This is a genomic window from Streptomyces sp. NPDC041940 (assembly GCF_055589465.1).
Genome location: NZ_JBVJBP010000018.1, coordinates 18,536 through 40,942, shown reverse-complemented (window position 1 = coordinate 40,942; position 22,407 = coordinate 18,536). Strand labels below are relative to the sequence as shown.

General features: G+C 71.7%; 17 protein-coding genes. 13 read left to right on the top strand and 4 right to left on the bottom strand.

The window, feature by feature from the left end; genetic code table 11:
- Positions 1-5 precede the first annotated feature (5 nt).
- Positions 6-3,713: an nSTAND1 domain-containing NTPase gene (locus ACZ6I3_RS27130; protein WP_469418091.1), complete on the top strand. Its 3,708-nt coding sequence runs from the start codon at positions 6-8 to the stop codon at positions 3,711-3,713.
- 4 nt (positions 3,714-3,717) lie between these two features.
- Here ACZ6I3_RS27130 and paaK read toward each other — a convergent pair whose 3' ends face one another.
- Positions 3,718-5,019, bottom strand: a complete 1,302-nt coding sequence (gene paaK / locus ACZ6I3_RS27125) for a phenylacetate--CoA ligase PaaK (protein ID WP_469418252.1) — start codon at positions 5,017-5,019, stop codon at positions 3,718-3,720.
- A 263-nt stretch (positions 5,020-5,282) separates the two neighbouring features.
- Between paaK and paaA the strand changes: the two genes are divergently transcribed.
- Genes paaA through paaE form a run of 5 tightly spaced genes read left to right on the top strand, consistent with a single transcriptional unit; the run spans position 5,283 to position 9,024 of the window.
- Positions 5,283-6,269: a 1,2-phenylacetyl-CoA epoxidase subunit PaaA gene (gene paaA / locus ACZ6I3_RS27120; protein ID WP_469418090.1), complete on the top strand. Its 987-nt coding sequence runs from the start codon at positions 5,283-5,285 to the stop codon at positions 6,267-6,269.
- Positions 6,266-6,562, top strand: a complete 297-nt coding sequence (paaB, locus tag ACZ6I3_RS27115; protein WP_382835294.1) for a 1,2-phenylacetyl-CoA epoxidase subunit PaaB — start codon at positions 6,266-6,268, stop codon at positions 6,560-6,562. The genes paaA and paaB overlap by 4 nt, the downstream gene beginning before the upstream one ends.
- 10 nt (positions 6,563-6,572) lie before the next feature.
- A complete protein-coding gene (gene paaC / locus ACZ6I3_RS27110) occupies positions 6,573-7,400 on the top strand; it encodes a 1,2-phenylacetyl-CoA epoxidase subunit PaaC (protein WP_469418089.1) in 828 nt (275 codons plus the stop codon).
- Positions 7,394-7,909 carry a 1,2-phenylacetyl-CoA epoxidase subunit PaaD gene (paaD, locus tag ACZ6I3_RS27105; protein WP_399015064.1) on the top strand — a complete coding sequence of 172 codons (516 nt, stop codon included), beginning with the start codon at positions 7,394-7,396 and terminating at the stop codon, positions 7,907-7,909. Before paaC ends, paaD begins: the two co-directional genes overlap by 7 nt.
- Positions 7,909-9,024 carry a 1,2-phenylacetyl-CoA epoxidase subunit PaaE gene (gene paaE / locus ACZ6I3_RS27100; protein ID WP_469418087.1) on the top strand — a complete coding sequence of 372 codons (1,116 nt, stop codon included), beginning with the start codon at positions 7,909-7,911 and terminating at the stop codon, positions 9,022-9,024. The genes paaD and paaE overlap by 1 nt, the downstream gene beginning before the upstream one ends.
- Position 9,025: 1 nt before the next feature.
- On the opposite strand, the gene ACZ6I3_RS27095 is transcribed toward paaE, so the two are convergent.
- Both ACZ6I3_RS27095 and ACZ6I3_RS27090 read right to left on the bottom strand, forming a co-directional pair.
- Positions 9,026-9,313, bottom strand: a complete 288-nt coding sequence (locus ACZ6I3_RS27095) for a hypothetical protein (protein ID WP_469418086.1) — start codon at positions 9,311-9,313, stop codon at positions 9,026-9,028.
- A gap of 80 nt (positions 9,314-9,393) precedes the next feature.
- Positions 9,394-11,007 carry a PucR family transcriptional regulator gene (locus tag ACZ6I3_RS27090; RefSeq protein WP_469418085.1) on the bottom strand — a complete coding sequence of 538 codons (1,614 nt, stop codon included), beginning with the start codon at positions 11,005-11,007 and terminating at the stop codon, positions 9,394-9,396.
- A 223-nt stretch (positions 11,008-11,230) separates the two neighbouring features.
- Between ACZ6I3_RS27090 and ACZ6I3_RS27085 the strand changes: the two genes are divergently transcribed.
- From ACZ6I3_RS27085 to ACZ6I3_RS27075, 3 genes are read left to right on the top strand one after another with little or no spacing between them, the layout of a single operon-like run.
- Positions 11,231-12,499 carry an aspartate aminotransferase family protein gene (locus ACZ6I3_RS27085; RefSeq protein ID WP_469418083.1) on the top strand — a complete coding sequence of 423 codons (1,269 nt, stop codon included), beginning with the start codon at positions 11,231-11,233 and terminating at the stop codon, positions 12,497-12,499.
- Positions 12,496-15,381 carry an FAD-binding and (Fe-S)-binding domain-containing protein gene (locus tag ACZ6I3_RS27080; RefSeq protein ID WP_469418082.1) on the top strand — a complete coding sequence of 962 codons (2,886 nt, stop codon included), beginning with the start codon at positions 12,496-12,498 and terminating at the stop codon, positions 15,379-15,381. The genes ACZ6I3_RS27085 and ACZ6I3_RS27080 overlap by 4 nt, the downstream gene beginning before the upstream one ends.
- Positions 15,378-16,817 (top strand): NAD-dependent succinate-semialdehyde dehydrogenase, encoded by a 1,440-nt coding sequence (locus ACZ6I3_RS27075; protein ID WP_469418080.1) that lies wholly within the window; start codon positions 15,378-15,380, stop codon positions 16,815-16,817. The genes ACZ6I3_RS27080 and ACZ6I3_RS27075 overlap by 4 nt, the downstream gene beginning before the upstream one ends.
- A 95-nt stretch (positions 16,818-16,912) precedes the next feature.
- On the opposite strand, the gene ACZ6I3_RS27070 is transcribed toward ACZ6I3_RS27075, so the two are convergent.
- Entirely contained in the window at positions 16,913-17,659 is a 747-nt protein-coding gene (locus tag ACZ6I3_RS27070) for an IclR family transcriptional regulator (protein WP_469418251.1), read from the bottom strand.
- A 270-nt stretch (positions 17,660-17,929) separates the two neighbouring features.
- On the opposite strand from ACZ6I3_RS27070, the gene solA reads away from it, so the two are divergent.
- From solA to ACZ6I3_RS27050, 4 genes are all read left to right on the top strand, one after another.
- Positions 17,930-19,063, top strand: coding sequence for an N-methyl-L-tryptophan oxidase (solA, locus tag ACZ6I3_RS27065; RefSeq protein WP_469418079.1), 1,134 nt, complete (start codon positions 17,930-17,932; stop codon positions 19,061-19,063).
- Between the two features lie 5 nt (positions 19,064-19,068).
- Positions 19,069-20,067, top strand: coding sequence for a succinylglutamate desuccinylase/aspartoacylase family protein (locus tag ACZ6I3_RS27060; RefSeq protein WP_469418077.1), 999 nt, complete (start codon positions 19,069-19,071; stop codon positions 20,065-20,067).
- Positions 20,068-20,170: 103 nt separating this feature from the next.
- Positions 20,171-21,274 carry an ABC transporter substrate-binding protein gene (locus tag ACZ6I3_RS27055; protein WP_469418075.1) on the top strand — a complete coding sequence of 368 codons (1,104 nt, stop codon included), beginning with the start codon at positions 20,171-20,173 and terminating at the stop codon, positions 21,272-21,274.
- The gene (locus ACZ6I3_RS27050; RefSeq protein ID WP_469418073.1) at positions 21,267-22,406 is read left to right on the top strand and encodes an ABC transporter ATP-binding protein; all 1,140 of its coding nucleotides are present in this window, start codon (positions 21,267-21,269) and stop codon (positions 22,404-22,406) included. Before ACZ6I3_RS27055 ends, ACZ6I3_RS27050 begins: the two co-directional genes overlap by 8 nt.
- Position 22,407 lies beyond the last annotated feature (1 nt).

Here is a 22,407-nt window from a genome sequence, read left to right as displayed (position 1 = left end):
CGGGGGTGGCGGGGCGTCATGAGGTGCCGGTGGATCCGGCGGCGGGACCGGTGCAGCGGTTCGCGTTCGAGTTACGCAAGCTGAGGGCGGAGGCGGACGGGATCACCTACCGGTCGCTGGCCCGGCGGGCGGGCTACTCGGTGACCACTCTGGCGCAGGCGGCAGGAGGCGAGCGGTTGCCGACGCTGCCCGTGGCCCTCGCCTACGCGGAGGCGTGCGGCGGAGACCCGGCCGAATGGGAGGCCCGGTGGAAGGAGGCGGTGGAGGAGTCCGCCGGTGACGGCTCCCGGGACGACGACGGATCCCTTCCGCCGTACCGGGGACTGGCACGGTTCGAGACCGGGGACAGCGGCCTGTTCTTCGGCCGGGAACAGCTCACCGCCGACCTGGTCGAGCTGTTGCGCCGACGGCGGTTCGCCGCGGTCTTCGGCCCCTCCGGCAGCGGCAAGTCCTCCCTGTTACGGGCCGGACTGATACCCGTGCTCCGGCACGCCCGGGAGCCGGACCTGCGCCCGGCCGCGATCCGGATCCTGACACCGGGCGAACGCCCCGCGCGCAGCCACGCCGCCCTCCTCACACCGGTGATTCCTCGCGACGGCGACGCCGGAGCGGACACGCTCTTGATCGTCGACCAGTTCGAGGAGGTCTTCACGCTCTGCCACGACCCGGCCGAACGCGCCCGCTTCATCGACCTGTTGCTGAGGGCCCGGCAGCCGGAGAGCCGCCTGCGGGTGCTGCTGGCGGTACGCGGCGACTTCTACGGCCGCTGCGCCGAGCACCGCGAGCTGGCCGACGCACTGCGCGATGCCAACCTCCTGGCCGGAGCGATGAGCCAGGCCGAACTGCGGGCCGCCGTCGTCAAACCGGCCAAGGCCGCCGGACTGACCGTCGAACGCGCCCTCACCGCCCGGCTGGTCGAGGAGGTCGCCGACGCGCCGGGTGGACTGCCGCTGCTGTCCCACGCGTTGCTGGAGACCTGGCGCCGCCGCCGAGGCAAGACACTGACCCTGGTGGGCTACGAGGCCGCCGGATGCCTGGACGGCGCGATCGCCCGGACCGCCGAGGAGGTCCACGGCCGGTTCACCGACGACCAGGCGGCTGCCGCCCGCCGGGTGCTGCTGCGCCTGGTCGCCCCCGGCGACGGCACCCCCGACACCCGCCGTCCCGTCGACCGCGCGGAACTGCCCGGCACCGCCCAGGTGGTCGACGCACTCGCCGGGGCGCGGCTGCTCACCCTGGACGGCGACACGGTCGAGATGGCCCACGAGGCCCTGATCACGGCCTGGCCCCGGTTGCGCGGGTGGATCGAGGCGGATCGCGAGCGTTTGCGTGTGCACCGAGACCTCACCGAAGCGGCCCACGCCTGGCAGGAACTGGGGCGAGAGGAGGGCGCGTTGTACCGGGGGAGCCGGCTCGCCGCCGCCCGGGAGCACTTCGGTGACGCACCGCGCGAGGAACTGACCGAGCTGGAGCGTGCCTTTCTCGACACCAGCGGTGTTCATGAGCGGAAGGGCCGTCGCCGGTACCGGCTGGTGCTCACGGCGGTCACCACCGCGCTGTGCCTCGCGCTCGTCGCCGCGGGGCTTGCGGTGGGGCAGTGGCAGAGCGCGGTGAGCGCACAGCACGTGGCGCAGTCACGGCAGTTGGCCGCGCAGTCCGGGGCGCTGTTGGATACCGAACCCGATCTGGCGTCGCTGCTTGCTGTGCATGCGTACCGGATCAGTCCGACGCGGGAAGCGGCTGCCGCTCTGTATGACGCTGCGGCGTTGCCGCTGAGCGAGCGTCTGGTCGGTGGGAAGGAACCCGTGCGTTCCCTTACCGTCAGCACGGACGGACGTACCGTCGCCACCCACAGCAAAGACGGCAAGGTGCGGATCTGGGAACTGCCCGGGGGACGGCTCCGGCACACGCTCACTGTCCCTGGCTCCGGTGAAGTCGTGGCGCTCAGCGCCGAGGGACGCACCCTCGCAGTCGCGATCTCCGGTGACGTCGGCGCGGTGATCGGACTGTGGGATCCGGCCACCGGCAGGAGAATCCGTACCGTCACCGTCCCCGACGGTGCGGTAAGGGCAACGGCGTTCAGTCCTGACGGGCGTACCGTGGCAGCCGCATCCTTGTCGGCCGTGCAGGTGTGGGACGTGGCCACCGGCCGCACGCGGCACAGCTTCTCCAGCGATGCCCCACGGACAGTCGCGTTCGGCCCCGACGGAGACACCGTCGTCGCGGCAAGCAGCAATGGACAGATGCGGGTGGGAGACTTGGCCACCGGCCGCACCTGGACCGCCCACGAGACCCCGAGCGATGGCTACGCCGTTGCCATCAGCCCCGACGGCCGGACCTACGCTGTGGTCTTCCCCGACAGGTCGTCGGTGCAATTGCGGGAGGTAGCCACCGGCAAAGTCCGGCGCACCATCAGTGACAGACCCATCGGCGTGGACGATGTGGCCTTCGCGCCGGACGGGCGCACCCTCGCCGTCCGGGGCGTTGCGGACACGGTGCGACTGTGGGACACCGCGTCGGGCGCGGCGCGAGGCACCGTGAACGCCGATCACCGTAGTCGTGGGCTGACTGACATGGCCCTCTGTCTGGACGGCCGCACTCTGGTGACCAGCAGCAGCCGGGACTCCGCCATCCGTATCCACCGCCTGTCTGCCGAACGCCCGCGACTCAGACTGCCAGGCGATGCCGCCACGTTCATCTCCGACATCGCATTCAGTCCGGAGGGACACACGGCGGCGACGGTTCGCCAAGCACCGCCCGGCGGTGGGGCGGTAGAGCTGTGGGATGCCAGGACCGGCGACCGCGACGACGCACTGACGCTTGACACCGAACCGGCACCCCGGCGAGAGGAAATGCCGTTCACGGTCAGCCGCTTCGGAACGGTGGGGTTCAGCCGGAGCGGACGCGCTCTCGCCGCCCGGGCCACCAAGAACGAGGTGATCGAAGTCCGGGAGGTCACCACGGGCCGTCTCCTTCAGCGCCGTGCCCTGCGCAACATCGACACGGCGGTGTTCAGCCCTGACGGGACACGGCTCGCCCTTGTGAGCTACGACGGATCGGTTCGGATCTGGCACCTTTCGAGCGGCGCACTGCACACCACCTACCCGGGCCACGACGAACCCGTCAGAACGCTGGCGTTCGCCCCGGACGGTCGCACACTCGCCGTCGCGCACGTCAAGGATGGCCACGAACAGGTCAGGCTGCTCGACGCCGCCACCGGCGGGATCCGGCGCACCATCAAGCCCAGCGCCGGTGGCCTGCTGTCTCTCGCCTTCAGCCCGGACGGAGACACCCTGGCCACCGCAAGCAGCGCCAAGGGAGCCGTGAAGACGTGGAACGCGCGCACCGGTCAGCTCCGGGACAGCTTCAACGTCAGCGGTGACGTGGCGGTGCTGGCCTTCAGCTCGGATGGCAGCACTCTTGCCGCGAGCAACGAACGAGGAGTCCACCTGTGGGACCTCGCCACCAGCCAGATCAGAAGAACCCTGCCGACCCGCACGCAAGCAGGGGCGGTGAGGTTCAGCCCGGACGGCCACACCCTGGCCATCAGCGTGGGCCCCTCCGTCGAGCTGTGGAACATCGACCTGCCCGACCCGGCCCGCGCGATCCGCGACATCTGCGCGGCCATCGACACCACGCTCACCCCACTGGAACGGTCCCGCTACCTGCCCGACCAGTCCACTGAAACCGGCTGCCCGGCGGCCAGGCGATAGGACTTCACCGTAGATCCTTCACCCGCCGCAGCTTGCCGACCGACCGCTCCAGCGTCTCCGGTTCCACGATCTCCACGTCGACCGTGACGCCGATGCCGTCCTTGACGCCACCCGCGATCGCGCGGGCGGCGGTCTCGCGCAAGTCGGCGGGCGTGCCCGGGCGGCTCTCGACGTGGACGGTCATGTGGTCCATGCGGCCGTGCCGGGTCAACTGGATCTGGAAGTGCGGGGCGACGCCGGGCGTGCGCAGGACGATCTCCTCGATCTGGCTGGGGAAGACGTTCACCCCGCGCAGGATGATCATGTCGTCGCAGCGGCCGGTGATCTTCTGGATGCGGCGGAAGGCGGGCCGTGCCGTGCCGGGCAGCAGCCGGGTCAGGTCCCGGGTGCGGTAGCGGACGACCGGCAACGCCTCCTTGGTCAGGGACGTGAAGACCAGCTCACCCTCCTCGCCCTCGGGCAGCACCTCACCCGTGATCGGGTCGACGACCTCAGGGAGGAAATGGTCCTCCCAGACGTGCAGACCGTCCTTGGTCTCCACGCACTCCTGCGCGACCCCCGGGCCGATCACCTCGGACAGGCCGTATATGTCGACGGCGTGGATGTCCATGCGCTCCTCGATCTCGCGGCGCATCTCCTCCGTCCAGGGCTCGGCGCCGAAGATTCCGACCCTCAGCGAGGTGGAGCGCGGGTCGACGCCCTGTCGCTCGAACTCGTCGAGGAGCGTCAGCATGTAGGACGGCGTGACCATGATGATCTCGGGCTCGAAGTCCTGGATGATCTGCACCTGGCGTGCGGTCATGCCCCCGGAGGCCGGGATCACCAGACAGCCCGCGCGCTCCGCGCCGTAGTGCGCGCCGAGGCCTCCGGTGAACAGGCCGTACCCGTAGGAGATGTGCACCTTGTGGCCCGGGCGTCCGCCGGCGGCACGGATCGAGCGGGCGACGAGGTCCGCCCACATCGACACGTCGTTCTCCGTGTAGCCGACGACCGTGGGGCGGCCCGTGGTGCCGCTGGAGGCGTGCACGCGGCTGACCTGGTCCATGGGGACGGCGAACATGCCGAACGGGTAGCTGTCGCGCAGATCGGCCTTGGTCGTGAAGGGGAACCGGGACAGGTCCTCCAGCGAGCGGCAGTCCTCGGGCGTGACGCCGGCGGCGTCGAACTTCTTCCGGTACGTCTCGACGTTGTCGTACGCGTGCCGCAGACTCCGGCGCAGCCGGTCTAGCTGGAGCTCGCGCAGCTCCTCGCGGGTGAGGCGCTCGGCGTCGTCCAGCAGATCACGGGGGAGGGGCTCGCCGGTCATCGCGACTCCTTCGACGTCGTACTCGCGCTCGTACGCCGGGGCCACGAAGGTGACGTCGGCCCCGGCCGCGACGGTCACCGAGCCGTGGCTGTTGCAGTGGGTCACCTCTCGCACCACCTTGTCTACCGACCGAACATTCGGTTAGCTTCGGCGTTGCCAAGTAATCCCATCGCCTCCGGGCATGTCAAGGGTCGAGGGCTTACCAAGGGGCTCGGTCTGTCATATCATGGACCGAACGAATGGTCGGTTGGGAAGTGGGACGGATGGATACGACACGCTCCAGCCCCGCGGAGGCGGACGGCGCCGAGCCGGTTCTCCAGCAGCACTTCGACGCGACGATCGCGCGGGACCAGCGGATCGAGCCGCGTGACTGGATGCCGGAGGGCTACCGGAAGACACTGATCCGTCAGATCGCGCAGCACGCGCACTCGGAGATCATCGGCATGCAGCCGGAGGGCGAGTGGATCACGCGCGCGCCGTCGCTGCGCCGCAAGGCCATTCTGTTCGCCAAGGTCCAGGACGAGGCCGGACACGGGCTGTATCTGTACTCGGCGGCGGAGACGCTGGGCGCGGACCGCGCGGATCTCACGGACCGGCTGATCGAGGGCCGCCAGAAGTACTCGTCGATCTTCAACTACCCCACGCTGAGCTTCGCGGACGTCGGGGTGATCGGCTGGTTCGTCGACGGTGCCGCGATCTGCAACCAGGTGCCGCTGTGCAGGTCCTCGTACGGACCGTACGCGCGCGCGATGGTGCGGATCTGCAAGGAGGAGTCGTTCCACCAGCGGCAGGGCTACGAGCTGCTGATGACGATGATGCGCGGCACCGCGGCCCAGCGGGACATGGTGCAGGACGCGGTGGACCGCTGGTGGTGGCCGTCCCTGATGATGTTCGGCCCGCCCGACGACGCCTCGCCCAACTCCGCGCAGTCGATGGCCTGGAAGATCAAGCGGCACAGCAACGACGAACTGCGCCAGCGTTTCGTCGACATGACCGTCCCGCAGGCCGAGAAGCTCGGCGTGACGCTCCCGGACCCGGAGCTGCGCTGGAACGACGAGCGGGGACGCCACGACTTCGGCACCCCCGACTGGGACGAGCTGATGCGGGTCATCAAGGGCGACGGCCCGTGCAACGCCCAGCGGACGGAGCGACGCCGCACGGCCCACGAGGAGGGCACCTGGGTCCGCGAGGCGGCCACCGCCCACGCCGCCAAACAGGCGGCCCGCGCACAGAAGGGAGCGGTGGCATGAGCGCCGCCGACAAGAAGGACTGGCCGCTGTACGAGGTGTTCGTACGCGGCAAGCGCGGCCTGAACCACGTCCACGTGGGCTCGCTGCACGCAGCCGACGACCGCATGGCGCTCACCCACGCGCGTGACCTCTACACGCGGCGCAACGAGGGCGTCAGCATCTGGGTGGTGCGGTCCGAGCACATCACCGCCTCGACCCGCGACGAGAAGGACCCCTTCTTCGAGCCCAGCGCCGACAAGGTCTACCGCCACCCGACCTTCTACGACATCCCCGCCGACGTCCCGCACATCTGAAGGAGAGGGCATGAGTGACGACCACGTCTACATGACCCTCGCCGAGGGACACGAGGACGACACCCGCTGGGCCTACGGCACCGGCTTCGAGGACCCCCTGCACGGTGTGGACACGACCGTGCCCGACGGCGTCGACGCCGGTGAACTGGCCGCCCTCTGCGTCACCCTGGGCGACGACGCCCTGGTCTCGGCCCAGCGGCTCGCCGAGTGGACCACACGGGCCCCCGAGCTGGAGGAGGAGGTGGCCCTGGCCAACATCGGACTCGATCTGCTCGGCCAGGCCCGACTGCTCTACGCCCGCGCCGGCCAGGTCGACGGCACCGGCCGCGGCGAGGACGCCTACGCCTACTTCCGGGACGCCGGCGACTTCCGCAACGTACGGATGGCCGAACTGCCCAACGGCGACTTCGCGTTCTCGACGGTACGGCTGCTGGTGTTCGCGAGCTGGCGCCTCGCGTACTTCGAGCGGCTCACCGCCCACCCGGACCCGGTGCTCGCGGCGATCGCCGCCAAGGGCGTCAAGGAGCTTGCCTACCACCGGCAGTACGCGGCCGAGTGGGTGGTGCGCCTCGGCGACGGCACCGAGGAGTCGCACCGCCGGACGCGCAGCGCGCTGGAACAGGTGGCGCCCTACCTGGGCGAGCTGTTCACGGCGTACGACGTACGGGACGAGGTCGTCGCCGTCCTGCGCCAGGTCACCGAGGCGGCCGGACTGCCCATGCCCGTCTACCGGCCACTGCCCGGCTCGGGCCGCACCGGAGAGCACACCGAGCATCTCGCCCCGCTGCTGGCCGAGTTGCAGGGCATCGCCCGCGCCCACCCGGAGGCGACATGGTGACGACGCTCCTGGACGCACGGCGGGCCCGGCGCATCGCCGAACAGGTCCCAGACCCCGAGCTGCCCATGCTCACCCTGGCCGACCTCGGAGTGCTGCGCGACGTGTCCCTGACCCCGGACGGGACGGTGGTCGCGAGCCTGACCCCGACCTACTCGGGCTGCCCGGCCATGGCGGAGATGCGCGCCGGAGTGGCCGCCCGGCTCCGGGACGCGGGCTACGCGCGCGTGGAGATCCGCACCGTCCTCGACCCGCCGTGGACCAGCGACTGGATCACCCCGGACGGCCGGCGCAAGCTCGCCGAGCACGGCATCGCCCCGCCCGGGGCCGCGCCCGCGCGCACCACCGGCCCGGTCCCGCTCGTGCTGTCGCCGACCCGCCGTTCGGTGCCCTGCCCACGCTGCGGTTTCCACGACACCGAGGAGACCTCCCGCTTTTCCGCCACGTCCTGCAAGTCCCTGTGGCGCTGCCTCGCCTGCCGCGAGCCGTTCGAGTACGTCAAGGAGATCTGATGGACGACCTGATGGAGCCGGCCCCCGCCCCGGCGGCACGCGCGCGTGCCCGCCGACGTCCGGTCTTCCACCCCCTGCGGGTCGCCGCCGTGCAGCCGCTGTGCGAGGACGCGGCGGCCGTCAGCTTCCACATCCCGGCCGAGCTGGCCGAGGAGTTCGCCTTCGAGCCGGGCCAGTCGCTCACCCTGCGGCGCGACATCGACGGCCGCGACGAGCGCCGCTCGTACTCGATCTGCTCACCCGCCGGCACCGCCCCGCGCATCGGCGTCCGGGTCGTACCGGGCGGCCTGTTCTCCTCCTGGCTGGTGCGCGACGTACGCCCCGGCGACACCGTCGAGGTGATGGCCCCCACCGGCGCCTTCACACCCGACCTCACCGCCCCCGGCCACCACGTCCTGATCGCGGCCGGCTCCGGCATCACGCCCATGGTCTCCATCGCCGAGTCCGTCCTGGCCGCCGACTCCCGCTCGACGGTCACCCTCCTCTACGGCAACCGCCGCACCGGCACCGTGATGTTCGCCGACGAACTGGCCGACCTGAAGGACCTCCATCCGACGCGCTTCCAGCTCGCCCATGTCCTCTCCCGCGAGCCCCGCGAGGCCGAGGTGCTCTCCGGCCGCCTCGACGCCGACCGGCTGTCGGCCCTGGTCGACGCGCTGGTGGACGTGGACTCCGCCGACCACTGGTGGCTGTGCGGCCCGCACGGCATGGTCCGCGCCGCCCAGCAGGTTCTGACCGGCCTCGGCGTGCCCGCCGACCGGGTCCACCAGGAGCTGTTCTACGCCGACGACGAACCCGTACGCGAGGTCCACCACGCCGAGACCGGCCCGACCGGCCCGGTCAGCCAGGTCACCGTCACCCTCGACGGCCGCTCCACCACCTCCGCCCTGCCCCGGGAACGGAGCATCCTCGAAGGCGCCCAGCAGACCCGCCCGGACCTGCCGTTCGCCTGCAAGGGCGGCGTCTGCGGCACCTGCCGCGCCCTGGTCACCGACGGCAAGGCCGACATGCGGCGCAACTTCGCCCTCGAACCGGCCGAGGTCGACGCGGGCTACGTCCTCACCTGCCAGTCGTTCCCGGTCTCCGACGCGCTGACGGTGGACTTCGACACCTGAGTCACCGTTCGCCCGAACACTCCTCCGGCACAGCCATGCTCCCGACGACGACCGACTGGTATTCGGCGTCCGGCGAGGCGTCGATCATGTCCTGCTGCTCGCGCCTGGCCTCGGCCCGGGCCTGTTCGATGGAGTCGTAGATCTCCTGGCAGTCGTACGTGCCGGTCGGTGTGGCATCCCGGCCCGGAGAACCGTCTGTGTGGGAAGCGGAGTTGAGCATGGAGGTGGCGGCGAGCCCGGCCAGGCACGCCCCCGCCCAGATGACGGCGATCCGCCGACGGGTACTCAAGTGCCGGACCTTCCACCGTGCTCGACCTTCATCGAACCCCCTCGGGAGATGGTGCCGACGCCTTGGCACTGAGGCATCCTTCACCCGGCGCGCAGGACGCGCAACACCGTGAGGGCGACGTGGAGTTCGGTCCGCCGCTCCCCGGATTCCAGGTCGGATTCGAGGAGGCGCTCGATGGTGCGCAGACGCTGGTACATGGTCTCCCGGGACAGGCCGCCGCGACGGGCCGCGGTGGTCTTGTTGCCGGCGGCGTCGAGGTAGTGGCCCAGCGTGGTGAGCAGCTCGGTGCCGTGCCGGGTGTCGTGGTCGATGAGCCGGCCGAGGCGGCGTTCCGTGTAGTCCTGGACGCGGGTGTCCTCGCGCAGGGCGTACAGCAGACGGCGCAGATCGATGTCCGGCAGTTCGTGGAAGGAACGGTCCGGGGGGAGGGGCTGGCCGGGCGGGGTGGCCTCTATGACCCGGGCCGCCTCCCGGAAGGAGCGTGCCGTGTCGGCGAGGTCCGCCACCTCGGAGCCGACGCCGACGATCGCCCCCGGGACCAGACCGAGCGCGGTGCGGCACAGCCGTTCCGCCACGGGGCGCCAGGGCCGGTCGGGGCGCAGGGCCGGCAGGATGCCGAGGCGGCCGGGGGCGAGCTCGCCGACGAGGGCAGGGATCCCCGCCGACCGCAGCTCGCCGTGCAGCCGGGCCTCCAGCTCGCCTCCCTCGGCACCCGGGCCCAGGTCGACGAGGATCGCCAGATAGCGGCTGTCCTCCGTGGGCAGGCCCAGCGCGGCACAGCGGGCGCGGGCGTCCTCGGGGGAGTGGTGGCGCTGCTCCGCCAGCTCCCGCAGGGCGGTGCGGTGGGCCGTGTGCTCCCAGGGCGTGGAGTGGATGAGCCGGGCGACGGTCAGGGCCATCGCCGTCCGCTCCAGGACGGTGATGTGCTCCGGCCCGAAGGCCGGGCCGTCGGCGGCCCCCTGGAGCATGGCCAGGCGGCCCCAGCGTTCGCCCTGGTAGGAGACGGGCGCCGTGAGCCAGCCCTCCGGGCCACTCGCCCCGGTGTGGTCGCCGGGCTCGGTGGCCCGGGAGCGCTGTTCCCAGTCGCCGAGCGCCTCCTCCACCGTGCTCCCGGACGGTTCGCAGATCAGCGCCTGGTGCACCAGGTTCTCCAGGACGACCGTGCGGCCGCTCATCTCCGCCGCCGCGCGCACCACGTCCTCAGGTCCCGCGCCGCGCAGCGTCAGCGCGGTGAACGCCTCGTGGATCCGCTGCGTCCGGCGCATCGCGTCGGCCTGGCTGCCGAGGATGAGCGCGTGGACGACCTGGGTGACCTCCAGGAAGTTGACGTCCCGCGCGAGGGTGATCAGGGGCAGCCCCCGGGCGCGGCAGGCCTGGACGAGGGCGTCGGGCGGCCGGTGATAGCGCCGTACCAGCTCGATGACCAGGGCGGCGGCGCCCACCTCCGTGAGTTCGTCGACGTACCGGCGGACACCCGCAGCGTCGTCGGGCAGGGGCATGCCCGTGGTCAGGACCAGCTCGCCGCCCTTGAGGAAGGACGCCGGGTCCGTCAGCTCGGTGATGTGCACCCAGCGCACCGGCCGGTCAAGACCGCCCGGCCCGGTCACGACCTGGGGCTGCCCGGCGGCCAGGACGGGCAGGGCCAGCACGTCGGCGACGCTCGGCGGGTGTGGGTTCACGGTGGCTCCCTGCATGCCTGGTCACTCTGACAAGCGTCACTGACCTGCGCAAGAGCTGTCCACGGGAGGGGCAGGGGGTGTCAGGGGGGTCCGGTGGTTGACACAACGTCCGAACAACGCGTTCCGGCTGGACAGATCACGCGTTGTCGCGCCCCGAGGCGGCCCGGATGCTCGGGGTTGTCGGACCAGTACCGCGGATCACCGCAAGCAGACCTCGACGTACGGCCGGGAGACGAACATGACCGCACTGTCGCCGCACCTTCGCCAGGCCACGCCCGTGGTGGCCGCCCGGGGCGAGGGCGTCCATCTCTACGGTGAGGACGGCCGCCGCTACCTCGACTTCACCGCCGGCATCGGCGTCACCAGCACCGGGCACTGCCACCCCAGGGTCGTGGCGGCGGCGCAGGAGCAGGTGGGCACGCTCATCCACGGCCAGTACACGACCGTCATGCACGAGCCGTTGCGCCGCCTCGTGGAGAAGCTGGGCGAGGTGCTGCCGGCCGGCCTGGACAGCCTGTTCTTCACCAACTCCGGCAGTGAGGCCGTCGAGTCGGCGCTGCGGCTGGCCCGCCAGGCCACCGGCCGTCCCAACGTCCTGGTCTGCCACGGCGGCTTCCACGGCCGTACGGTCGCCGCCGCCTCCATGACGACCTCCGGGATCCGCTTCCGGTCCGGGTTCTCCCCGCTGATGAGCGGTGTGGTCGTCACGCCGTTCCCGACGGCCTACCGGTACGGCTGGGACGAGGAGGCCGCCACCCGCTTCGCCCTCCAGGAACTCGACTACACCCTCCAGACGATCTCGTCGCCCGCCGACACGGCCGCGATCATCGTCGAGCCGGTGCTCGGCGAGGGCGGGTACGTGCCCGCGAACCGGGCCTTCCTCGAAGGGCTGCGGGAGCGGGCCGACCGGCACGGCTTCCTGCTGATCCTCGACGAGGTGCAGACCGGCGTCGGCCGCACCGGACGCTTCTGGGGCCACGACCACTTCGGCGTCACCCCCGACATCCTCGTCACCGCCAAGGGAATCGCCAGCGGCTTCCCCATCTCCGGCATCGCCGCCTCCGAGGAACTGATGGCCAAGGCCTGGCCCGGCTCGCAGGGCGGCACCTACGGCGCCAACGCCGTCGCCTGCGCCGCGGCCTGCGCCACCCTCGACGTCGTACGCGACGAGAAGCTCGTCGAGAACGCCGAGGCCATGGGACAGCGGCTGCGCCAGGGCCTGGAGGCCGTGGCCGACCGCACCCCGGGCATCGGCGACGTCCGCGGCCTCGGCCTCATGCTCGCCAGCGAGTTCGTCACCGACGACGGCGGCCCCGACCCCGAGACCGCCGCCCGCGTCCAGCGCGCCGCCGTCGACGAGGGACTGCTCCTGCTGCTGTGCGGCGCGTGGAACCAGGTGGTCCGGATGATCCCGGCGCTCGTCATCGACGAGGCGGGCGTGGACGAGGGCCTGCGGGCCTGGACCAAGGCGGTCGAGGCCGGCACCTCGGGAGCCGGCGACCGATGACCACCGCCACCCGCGACCTGGCGGGTCTGACGGCCCGAATCTCCGAGATCGCGCCCGGCCTGCGGGTGGAGACCGGCCCGGGGGCGACGGGCCCCTACGCCTACGACGCCTCCAACTACCGGGTGCTGCCCTGGGCCGTGGCCTTCCCGCGCACCGCCGACGACGTGGTCGCGGTGCTGCGGGCCTGCCGGGAGACCGGCGTCCCTGTCACGGCCCGGGGCGGCGGCACCAGCATGGCGGGCAACGCCGTCGGACTCGGGGTCGTCCTGGACTTCTCCCGGTACATGAACCGGATCCTGGACATCGACCCCGAGGCCCGCACCGCACGCGTCGAGACCGGCGTCGTCCTCGACACGCTGCGCGCCGCGACCGCCCCGCACGGGCTCGACTTCGGCCCCGACCCGTCCTCGCACAGCCGCTGCACCCTCGGCGGCATGATCGGCAACGACGCGTGCGGCAACCGGTCGGTGCGCGACGGGCGGACCAGCGGTCATGTCGAGGCCCTGGAGATCGTGACGTCCGACGGCGTGCGGGCCGTCGCCGACCGCACCGGCCTGCACCCCGTCGATCCCCGCGACACCGGAGTCATCGCCCGGCTCGAATCCGACCTCCGGAAGCTGATCGCCGACAACCTGGAACCGATCCGTACCGAACTGGGCCGGATCCCGCGCCAGGTCTCCGGCTACCAGCTGCACCGCCTGCTGCCCGAGAACGGCTTCGACATGGCCCGCGCCCTCGTGGGCACCGAAGGCACCTGTGCGGTCGTCACCGCCGCGACGGTCCGCCTGGTGGCGACCGCACAGGCCTCGGCGCTGCTCACCCTCGGCTACGACGATGTCGTCGAGGCGGCCGAGGACGTGCCGGAGATCCTGCGCTTCTCGCCGAGCGCCGTGGAGGGCATGGACGAGGCGATCGTCGCGACCATGCGCGTCCGCCGCGGCCCGGACTCCGTCACCGGCCTGCCCGAGGGCCGCGCCTGGCTCTACGTCGAACTCGAAGGCGAGGAGCAGGCCGCGGTCGACGCACGTGCCGCCGAACTGCTCGACGTGCTGAGGGCACAGGGCCGGCTGACCGGCGGGCGGGTCGTCGAGAGCGCGGCCGAGCGCCGCTCGCTGTGGCGGGTCCGCGAGGACGGGGCCGGGCTGGCCGCCCGGCTGGTGGACGGCGGGGAGTCCTGGCCCGGCTGGGAGGACGCGGCCGTCGCCCCCGAGAACCTCGCCGCCTATCTGCGCGACTTCCGCAAGCTGCTGGCCGCGCACGGGCTGACCGGTGTGCTGTACGGGCACTTCGGCGCGGGCTGCGTCCACGTGCGGGTCGACTTCGACCCGGCCACGGACACCGGCCGGGCCGTCATGCGGCGGTTCCTCTCCGAGGCGGCCACGCTGGTCGTCTCGCACGGCGGCACCCTGTCGGGCGAGCACGGTGACGGACGGGCGCGCAGCGAACTGCTGGAGGTCATGTACAGCCACCGCATGATCAGCGCCTTCGCCGCCTTCAAGCGGATCTTCGACCCGGACGGGCTGCTCAACCCCGGGGTCATCGTCGCCCCGGCCCCCCTGGACGCCGACCTCGCGCTGCGTGAACTCCCGCTCGTGGAGACATCGTTCACCTTCCCGCACGACACGGACGGCTTCACGGGCGCGGTCCGCCGCTGTGTCGGCATCGGCCGCTGCCGCAGCGACTCCGGTGGGGTGATGTGCCCGAGCTACCGGGCCACGGGGGAGGAGAACGACTCCACCCGTGGCCGGGCCCGCATGCTCCAGGAGATGGTGCGCGGCGAGGCCGTCCAGGACGGCTGGCGCTCGACCGAGGTCAAGGACGCCCTCGATCTGTGCCTCTCCTGCAAGGCCTGCTCCAGCGACTGCCCGGTCGGCGTCGACATGGCGACCTACAAGGCGGAGTTCCTCCACCAGCACTACAAGGGCAGGCTCAGGCCCCGCTCCCACTACTCGCTCGGCTGGCTGCCCAGGACCTCCGCCCTCGCCGGATACGCGGCCCGACCGGTCAACGCCCTGCTGCGCGGACCGCTCGGCAGGCTCCTCGCCCGCCTCGGCGGCGTGACCACGGAACGCAGGATCCCCGCCTTCGCCTCCCGGCGCGCCCTGAGGAAGACCCTGCGCGCGGCGAGGACTCTGAGCACGGAGAAGACCACGGGGCAGGCGAAGGCCCTGCTCTTCGTCGACAGCTTCACCCGGGCCTTCCGCCCCCAGGTCGCGGGAGCGGCGAGCCGCGTGCTCGCCGACGCCGGAGTCTCCTGCACTCCCCGGGACGGCCTGTGCTGCGGACTCACCTGGGTCAGCACCGGCCAGCTGTCCGTGGCCCGCAGAATCATGGCCCGTACGGTCGCCGCCCTCGACGACGGTGACGCACGGCCGATCATCGTGGCCGAGCCCAGCTGCGCCGCCGCCCTCAAACGCGATGTGCCCGAACTGCTCGGCACCGAGGCCGCCCAGCGCGTCGCCGACCGCGTCCACACCTTCACCGGGGCCCTCACCGACCTCGCCGACCAGGACTGGAGCCTGCCCCCGCTGCCCCGGGACGTCGTCCTGCAGACCCACTGCCACGAGTACGCCACCTTCAAGGGGCGCCGCCCCGCCGACCTGCTGCGCCGACTCGGCGTCCGCACGGTCGACGAGGCCGAGGGCTGCTGCGGACTCGCCGGGAACTTCGGCTTCGAGGCGGAGCACTACGACACTTCGATCGCCGTGGCGGACCTGGCCCTCAAGCCCCGCCTCGACGCCCTTGACGGACGCCCCGTCGTCGCCGACGGCTTCAGCTGCGCCACCCAGATCGACCATCTCGCCGGTGACCGGGGCGTCCGCGCCCTGCACCTCGCGGAACTCCTCGACCCGTGCGCCGACCGACCAGGAGAGACATCATGACCGAGGTACTGAACCAGTTGTTCATCGGCGGTGCCTGGGTGGATGCCGCGGACGGCGCCACCCTGCCCGTCGACGACCCCGCCACCGGCGAGACCATCGGCCATGTCGCCGACGCGGGGGCCAAGGACGCCAGGCTCGCGGAGGAGGCGGCCGTCCAGGCCCAGGCCGAGTGGGCGCGTACGGCACCCCGGGCGCGCAGCGAGATCCTGCGCCGCGCGCACGAGATCATCCTCGAACGCACCGACGAACTCGCCCGCCTGATGACGTCCGAGATGGGCAAGCCGCTCGCCGAGGCCAGGGGAGAGGTGGCGTACGCCGCCGAGTTCTTCCGCTGGTTCTCCGAGGAGGCCGTGCGGATCGACGGGGGGTGCGGCACGCTGCCCGACGGCCGCAACCGCATGTTCCTCTCCCGCCGCCCGGTCGGCCCCTGTCTGCTGATCACGCCGTGGAACTTCCCGCTGGCCATGGGCACCCGCAAGATCGGCCCGGCGATCGCGGCGGGCTGCACGATGATCCTCAAGCCGGCCCCGCAGACCCCGCTGTCCAGCCTCGCCCTCGCCGGGATCCTGAAGGAGGCCGGGCTGCCCGACGGCGTGCTGAACGTCGTCACCACCTCCCGTGCCGGAGAGGTCTGCGAACCGCTGCTGCGCGGCGGCCGGATCCGCAAGCTGTCCTTCACCGGCTCCACGGCCGTCGGCAGGCTGCTGCTCGCGCAGTGCGCCGACACCGTCGTACGGACGTCGATGGAGCTGGGCGGCAACGCGCCGTTCATCGTCTTCGACGACGCCGACCTGGACGTGGCCGTGGACGGCGCGATGGTCGCCAAGATGCGCAACATGGGCGAGGCCTGCACCGCCGCGAACCGCTTCTTCGTCCACCGGTCGGTCGCCGACGAGTTCGGGCGGCGGCTCGCCGAGCGGATGGGCGCGCTCGAGGTCGGCCCCGGCACCCGGGACGGCGTGGACGTCGGCCCGCTGATCGACACCGTCGGGCGCGCCAAGGTCGAGGAACTGGTCGCCGACGCGGTGGAGCGCGGCGCCCAGGTGCTGGTCGGCGGCCGTACGCCCGAGGGGCCCGGCTGTTTCTACCCGCCGACCGTGCTCGCGGACGTCTCCCCCGAGAGCCGCCTCATGGACACGGAGATCTTCGGCCCGGTCGCCGCGATCCTCACCTTCGACGACGAGGACGAGGTCCTGCGCCGGGCCAACGACACGCCCTGGGGTCTCGTCGGCTACGTCTTCACCGAGGGGCTCGACCGAGGCCTGCGGGTCAGCGAGGGCCTGGAGGTGGGCATGGTGGGCCTGAACACCGGGCTCGTCTCCAACCCGGCCGCGCCCTTCGGCGGGGTCAAGCAGTCCGGGCTCGGCCGTGAGGGCGGCCGGGTCGGCATCGACGAGTTCCTGGAGTACCAGTACATCGCGGTGCCCGTGCGGTGACCGCCTCGTCGGGGCGTACGAGCGCCTGACTCCGTGACATGCCACGCCCCCTGGTGCCGGTCGTCACCAGGGGGCCTGTCACGCGTCCCGGGCCGTTACGCGCCCAGGCGGCGGTTGGTGATCTCCGTCGCCGTGTCGGCGACCAGACGGCCCCACTCGGGCAGCCGTGCCTCGTCGTAGCGCGAGTCGGGCAGGGAGACGGCCACGGAGGCGAGCGGTGTGCCGTCCTCGTCGAGGACGGGCGCGGCGATCGCGCAGACGTCAGGGCGGTACTGGTTGCGGTTGAGCGCGTAGCCGTCGGTGCGCACCCGCTTCAGCTCGGCGCGCAGCTCGGCCGGATCGACTAGCGTCGCGTCGCTGTAGCTCTCCAGCCCGCGCTCCACCAGCTCCTCGACGTCGGCGCGCGGCAGGTGGGCCAGGACCGTGCGCCCCGTCGCGGTGGCGTGCAGGGGCGAGGTGTCGCCGATCGCGTGGAACGTGCGCACCGCGTGGTGGCAGTCCACCCGGTCCACGACGACCATGCACTGCAGCGCGTCCGGTACCGACAGGTGGATCGTCTCGTTCAGCGCGTCCCGCAGCCGGATCATGGGCTCCCGCGCGGCTGCGAACAGGCTCGATCCCTGAAGCGCCGCCGGCCGCACGGCGAGCACACGCGCGCCGATCTCCCAGCGCGTGGTGTCCTTGCGGTTCGCCCGCAGCCACCCCGCCTCGTTCAGAGTGACCAGCGTGCGCTGCACCGTCGACTTGGGCAGCCCGAAGAGCTTGGTCAATTCCCCCACCGTGACCGGCTGGTGCTGCGCGACCGCTTCCAGGATCCGCAACGACCTGGTCACGCTCTTCATTTCCATCTGATTTCCCCCGTTAACTCGCGGAATCCCTGGCGTACACCCCTTGACTCCTCTCCTCGCCACTGCCATTCTCGTGCCAGATTCTAGCACACCGTTCCACAATGTGGCACAGCAGGTAGCGAAGAAGCAGCCTGAAGCCCCCTCCCCCCGGACAGTGCGAGCCATGGCCCATCGGTCCATCGCCTACGCCGTCCCTTCCGGAATCCCAGAGTCCGCATACCGGGCGTACAGCATCCGCTCCCCGGGAGACGAAAGGAACCCCTCGTGTCTGCCAAGAAGCGCGTCGCCGTCGTCGGCGTCGGAACGATGGGCGCTCAGGCCGCCTGGCGCCTGGCCGCCCGCGGAGCCGAGGTCGTCGGCTACGACCGTTTCGCCCCGGGCCACGACCGCGGTGCCGCCGGCGGCGAGACCCGGATCTTCCGCAGCGCCCACTTCGAGGACTCCCGCTATGTGCCACTGCTCCAGCACGCCGACACCCTGTGGGAGACGCTCCAGCAGGAGACCGGCCGCGAGCTGCGGCGCCTGACCGGATGCCTGCTGATGGGCCCCACCGCCCACCACCAGATGGCGACCGTCCTCCAGTCGATCGCCGAGCACGGCCTCGACCACGAAGTGCTCGACGTCGAGGCGCTCGCCAAGCGCTTCCCGCAGTTCCGGATCGAGGACGGCGACGCAGCCGTGCTCGACCGGCGCGCGGGCTTCATCCGGCCCGAGCTGACCATCCAGACCGCCGCCCGCCGCGCCGAGGAACTCGGCGCCCGCATCCACCGCTACACCACCGTCCGCGAGATCGTGCCCACCGGCAGCGGCGTGGAGGTCCGCACCGACACCGGCTGCGAGCGGTTCGACGCGGCCGTGGTCAGCCCCGGCCCGTGGGTGAACGACCTGCTGCCCGGCCTGCCGTGGGAGGTGGACGTCCGCCGCCTGCTCAGCGCCTGGTACGTGCCCACCACCGACGCCTGGTTCGGCGAGGAGCGCCCGGCGTTCATCCGCACCGCCCCCACCCACTGCTACGGACTGCCCTCCCCGGACGGCGTCTCCGTGAAGCTCGGCCTGTCCCGCGCCCTGCACCGCCCGGCCGGCGACCCGAACCGCCTCGACCGCACGGTGGCGCCCGAAGAGCTGGAGATCTTCACGAAGCTGATGGGCCGCTACATGCCGGACCTGAACCCCGACCCGGTCCGCCTCTCCGTCTACATGGAGGGCTACACCGAGAGCAGCCGCCCCCTCGTCGGCCCCCTGCCGGGCAACGGCGACGTCGTCCTGCTCGCCGGCTTCTCCGGCCACGGCTTCAAGCTCTCGCCCGCCTTCGGCGACATCGCGGCGGACCTGGCGCTGGACGGCGCCTCGCCGCAGCCCATCGACTTCCTCTCCACCCAGGACCGTACGGAGGCCTGACGACCATGACCGAGCAAACGACCGTGGGCACGCTGACCGTCGGGCCCCTGAGCGCCGAACCCGGCACCAAGACCCGCGGCACCGTCCCCGCCGACCTCGGCACCCTCACCGTCGACATCCCGCTGACGCTGGTCAACGGAGCCCGGCCCGGCCCCCGCGTCGTCATCACGGCGGGCGTGCACGGCGGCGAGTTCACCGGCATCGACGCCGCCGCCCGGCTCGCGGCCCTGCTGGAGCCCGGCGAGGTGCGCGGCCAGATCGTCCTCTGCCCGGTCGCCAATCCACCGGCCGTGTACCAGGGCCGGCTCGGCGTCTCCCCGGTCGACGGCGTCAACATCAACCGCGTCTTCCCCGGCGACCCCGAGGGCGGTCCTACGGAGCGCCTCGCGGCCTGGCTCTTCGCACAGCTGCTGGACGGCGCCGAGGCCTACATCGACCTGCACTCCGGCGGCATCGACGAGGTCCTGCGCGACTTCGTCGGCTACCGCCTCACCGGGACCCCCGAACTCGACGCCAGGACCGCCGGCATGGCCCGCTCGGCCGGCGTCGAGGACGTCATCCTCGGTCTGAACGCCGAGGGCGGCAACAGCCACGCGGCCGCCGCCCGTCAGGGCATCCCGGCGATCCTCGTCGAGACGGGCAAGCTCGGCGAACGGGACCCGGCCGTAGCCCGGCGCCTGGTCGACGGCTTGTACGGGGTGCTGGCTCGGCTGGGTGTCCTGGAGGCAGAGCCACGGAACAGCACCGCCGTCCGCGAGTGGGTCTGGGTCGCGGGCGTCACGTCCGACGCCACCGGCCTCTGGTACCCCGAGTTCTCCCTCGGCGACGACGTGACCGAGGGCCAGGTCATCGGCCACGTCATCGACCCGGCCGACGGCCGGGAGCACAAGATCCACACCCCGGCCTCCGGACGCGTCTTCTACGGGATGCACGCACTGACCGTCGCCCCCGGCGCCGAACTCGCCGCCATCGCCGCACCCGCACCCCGGGACCCGGCCCCCTGACCCCACCCCCCTCGACCTACCGCCGCACCCCACAGATCGAGACCCCGCAGCACGCCTCACCCCCACGCTCCCCCTTTCCGCACAGCACATCCAGGAGGCCCCCGTGAAGGAGACCCGGATCGACCGCAGAGTGTTCCTGCGCGGCGTCGGCTCGGTCGCCGCAGGCATCGCCGCCGCCGGCACGCTCAGCGCCTGCGGCACCGGCACCAGCCGTTCCGTCGGCAGCGGCGGCAAGAGCTCCAAGACGCTCGTCGTCCGCAACAGCGGCGGTTCCTACGGGGACGCCAACCAGCAGGCGATCTACGAGCCGTTCACCAAGGAGACCGGCATCCAGGTCAAGGTGGTGAACATCGAGTACGCCCAGATGCTCGCCCAGATCAAGCAGGGCCGCCCCGAGTTCGACGTCATCGACGACTCGATGGCCGACTTCGTGCTCTTCCAGCAGGAGGGCGCCACCGAGGCCCTGGACTACGACCGGCTGAAGAACTTCAAGAAGGCCGGCGTCGCGAAGAACCTCGTCACGTCCAACGCCGTCGGCAAGAACTACTGGGCCAGCGTGATGGCGTACCGCACGGACGCCTTCGGCAAGAGCAAGCCTTCCTCCTGGGCCGACTTCTGGGACACCAAGGCCTTCCCGGGCAACCGCGCCCTCCAGGCCCTGGACGCCGACCTGCCCGAGCTGGAGTTCGCCCTCCTCGCCGACGGTGTGCCCCTCGACAAGCTCTACCCGATCGACGTCGACCGCGCCTTCAAGGTCCTCGGCGAGATCAAGCCCCACGTCCGGAAGTTCTGGGACACCGGTGCCCTGCCCGGCGTGCTGCTGGGCCGCAAGGAGGTCGACGCCTCCAGCGTCTGGCACGGCCGTCTGGACGCCCTGATCAAGGGCGGCGCACCGCTCGCCTACCAGTGGAACGGCGCCCGCCGCCAGAGCAACGCGCTCGGCATCCCCAAGGGAGCCGCCAACCTCGACGCCGCCTACCGGCTCGTCGACTTCTCGCTGCGCCCCGAGGTGCAGGCCGCCTATGCCGAGATCTACCCCATGGCCCCCTCGGTGCCCGCCGCCTACAAGAAGCTCAAGCCCGCCACGGCCGCCAACCTGGGCAGCTCGCCCGAGCACCTGAAGAGCGGCTTCGACCTGGACGTCGAGTGGTGGATCAAGAACCAGGACGCCGTGTCCAAGCGCTGGCAGGAGTGGACGCATGCCTGACCTGAACGTGATGCCCGACCCCTCGCTCACCGTCCCGTCGATGCCGACCGGCACCGGAAAACCCCTGTCCGTCACGCGACTGCGCAAGACCTACGGTGGCGTCACCGCCGTCGACGAGGTCTCCATGGAGATCGCGGCGGGGGAGTTCGTCACCTTCCTCGGAGCGTCCGGCTCCGGCAAGACCACCACCCTGATGATGATCGCCGGGTTCTGCGAGCCCGACTCCGGCAGCATCGTCGTCGGCGGCCGTGACGTCACCCGCCTCGCCCCGCAGAAACGCGGACTGGGCTTCGTCTTCCAGCAGTACCTGCTCTTCCCGCACATGACGGTGTGGGACAACGTCGCCTTCCCGCTGACCCTGCGCGGCGTGTCCAAGGCGGACCAGCGCCGCCGGGTCGGCGAGACCCTGGAGATGGCCGGCCTGTCGGCCATGGCCCGCCGCAGGCCGCGCGAACTCTCCGGCGGCCAGCAGCAGCGCGTCGCGCTGTGCCGGGCCCTGGTCTACCGGCCCCCGGTCATCCTGATGGACGAACCACTGGGCGCCCTCGACAAGAAACTGCGCGACCAGCTCCAGACCGAGATCAAACGCATCCAGCAGGAACTCGGCCTGACCGTCATCTATGTGACGCACGATCAGGAAGAGGCCCTGGTCCTCTCCGACCGCATCGCGGTCATGCGGGACGGGCGGATCGACCAGTTCGACACCCCGCAGGAGCTCTTCGAACGCCCCCGCACCCCGTTCGTCGCCGACTTCCTCGGCGCCGCCAACTTCCTCCCGGGCCACCTGGAGGCGCAGACGGGGGAGTTCACCACCGTCCGGCTCGACTCGGGCGGCCTGATCACGGCCCGTCCGCAGGCCGTCCCGGACGGAGCACGGGTGCGCGCGGCGGTCCAGCCCGGCCGGCTCGTCCTGTGCCCGCCCGACCAGGGGTTCTGTACCGGGACCGTCGAGACGGTCACCTACGTCGGGACCCTCGTACGTGTCACCGTCCGTCCCATGGGCGGCGCCGGCACCGAACTCGTACGGCTCGAACTGCCCGCCGGACGCGCCCCCTCCTTCGGCGAGCGCGTCGGCCTCACCGCGGACCCCGCGAACGTCAGCGTCTTCCCCGACACGGAAAGCGGGGGGTGAG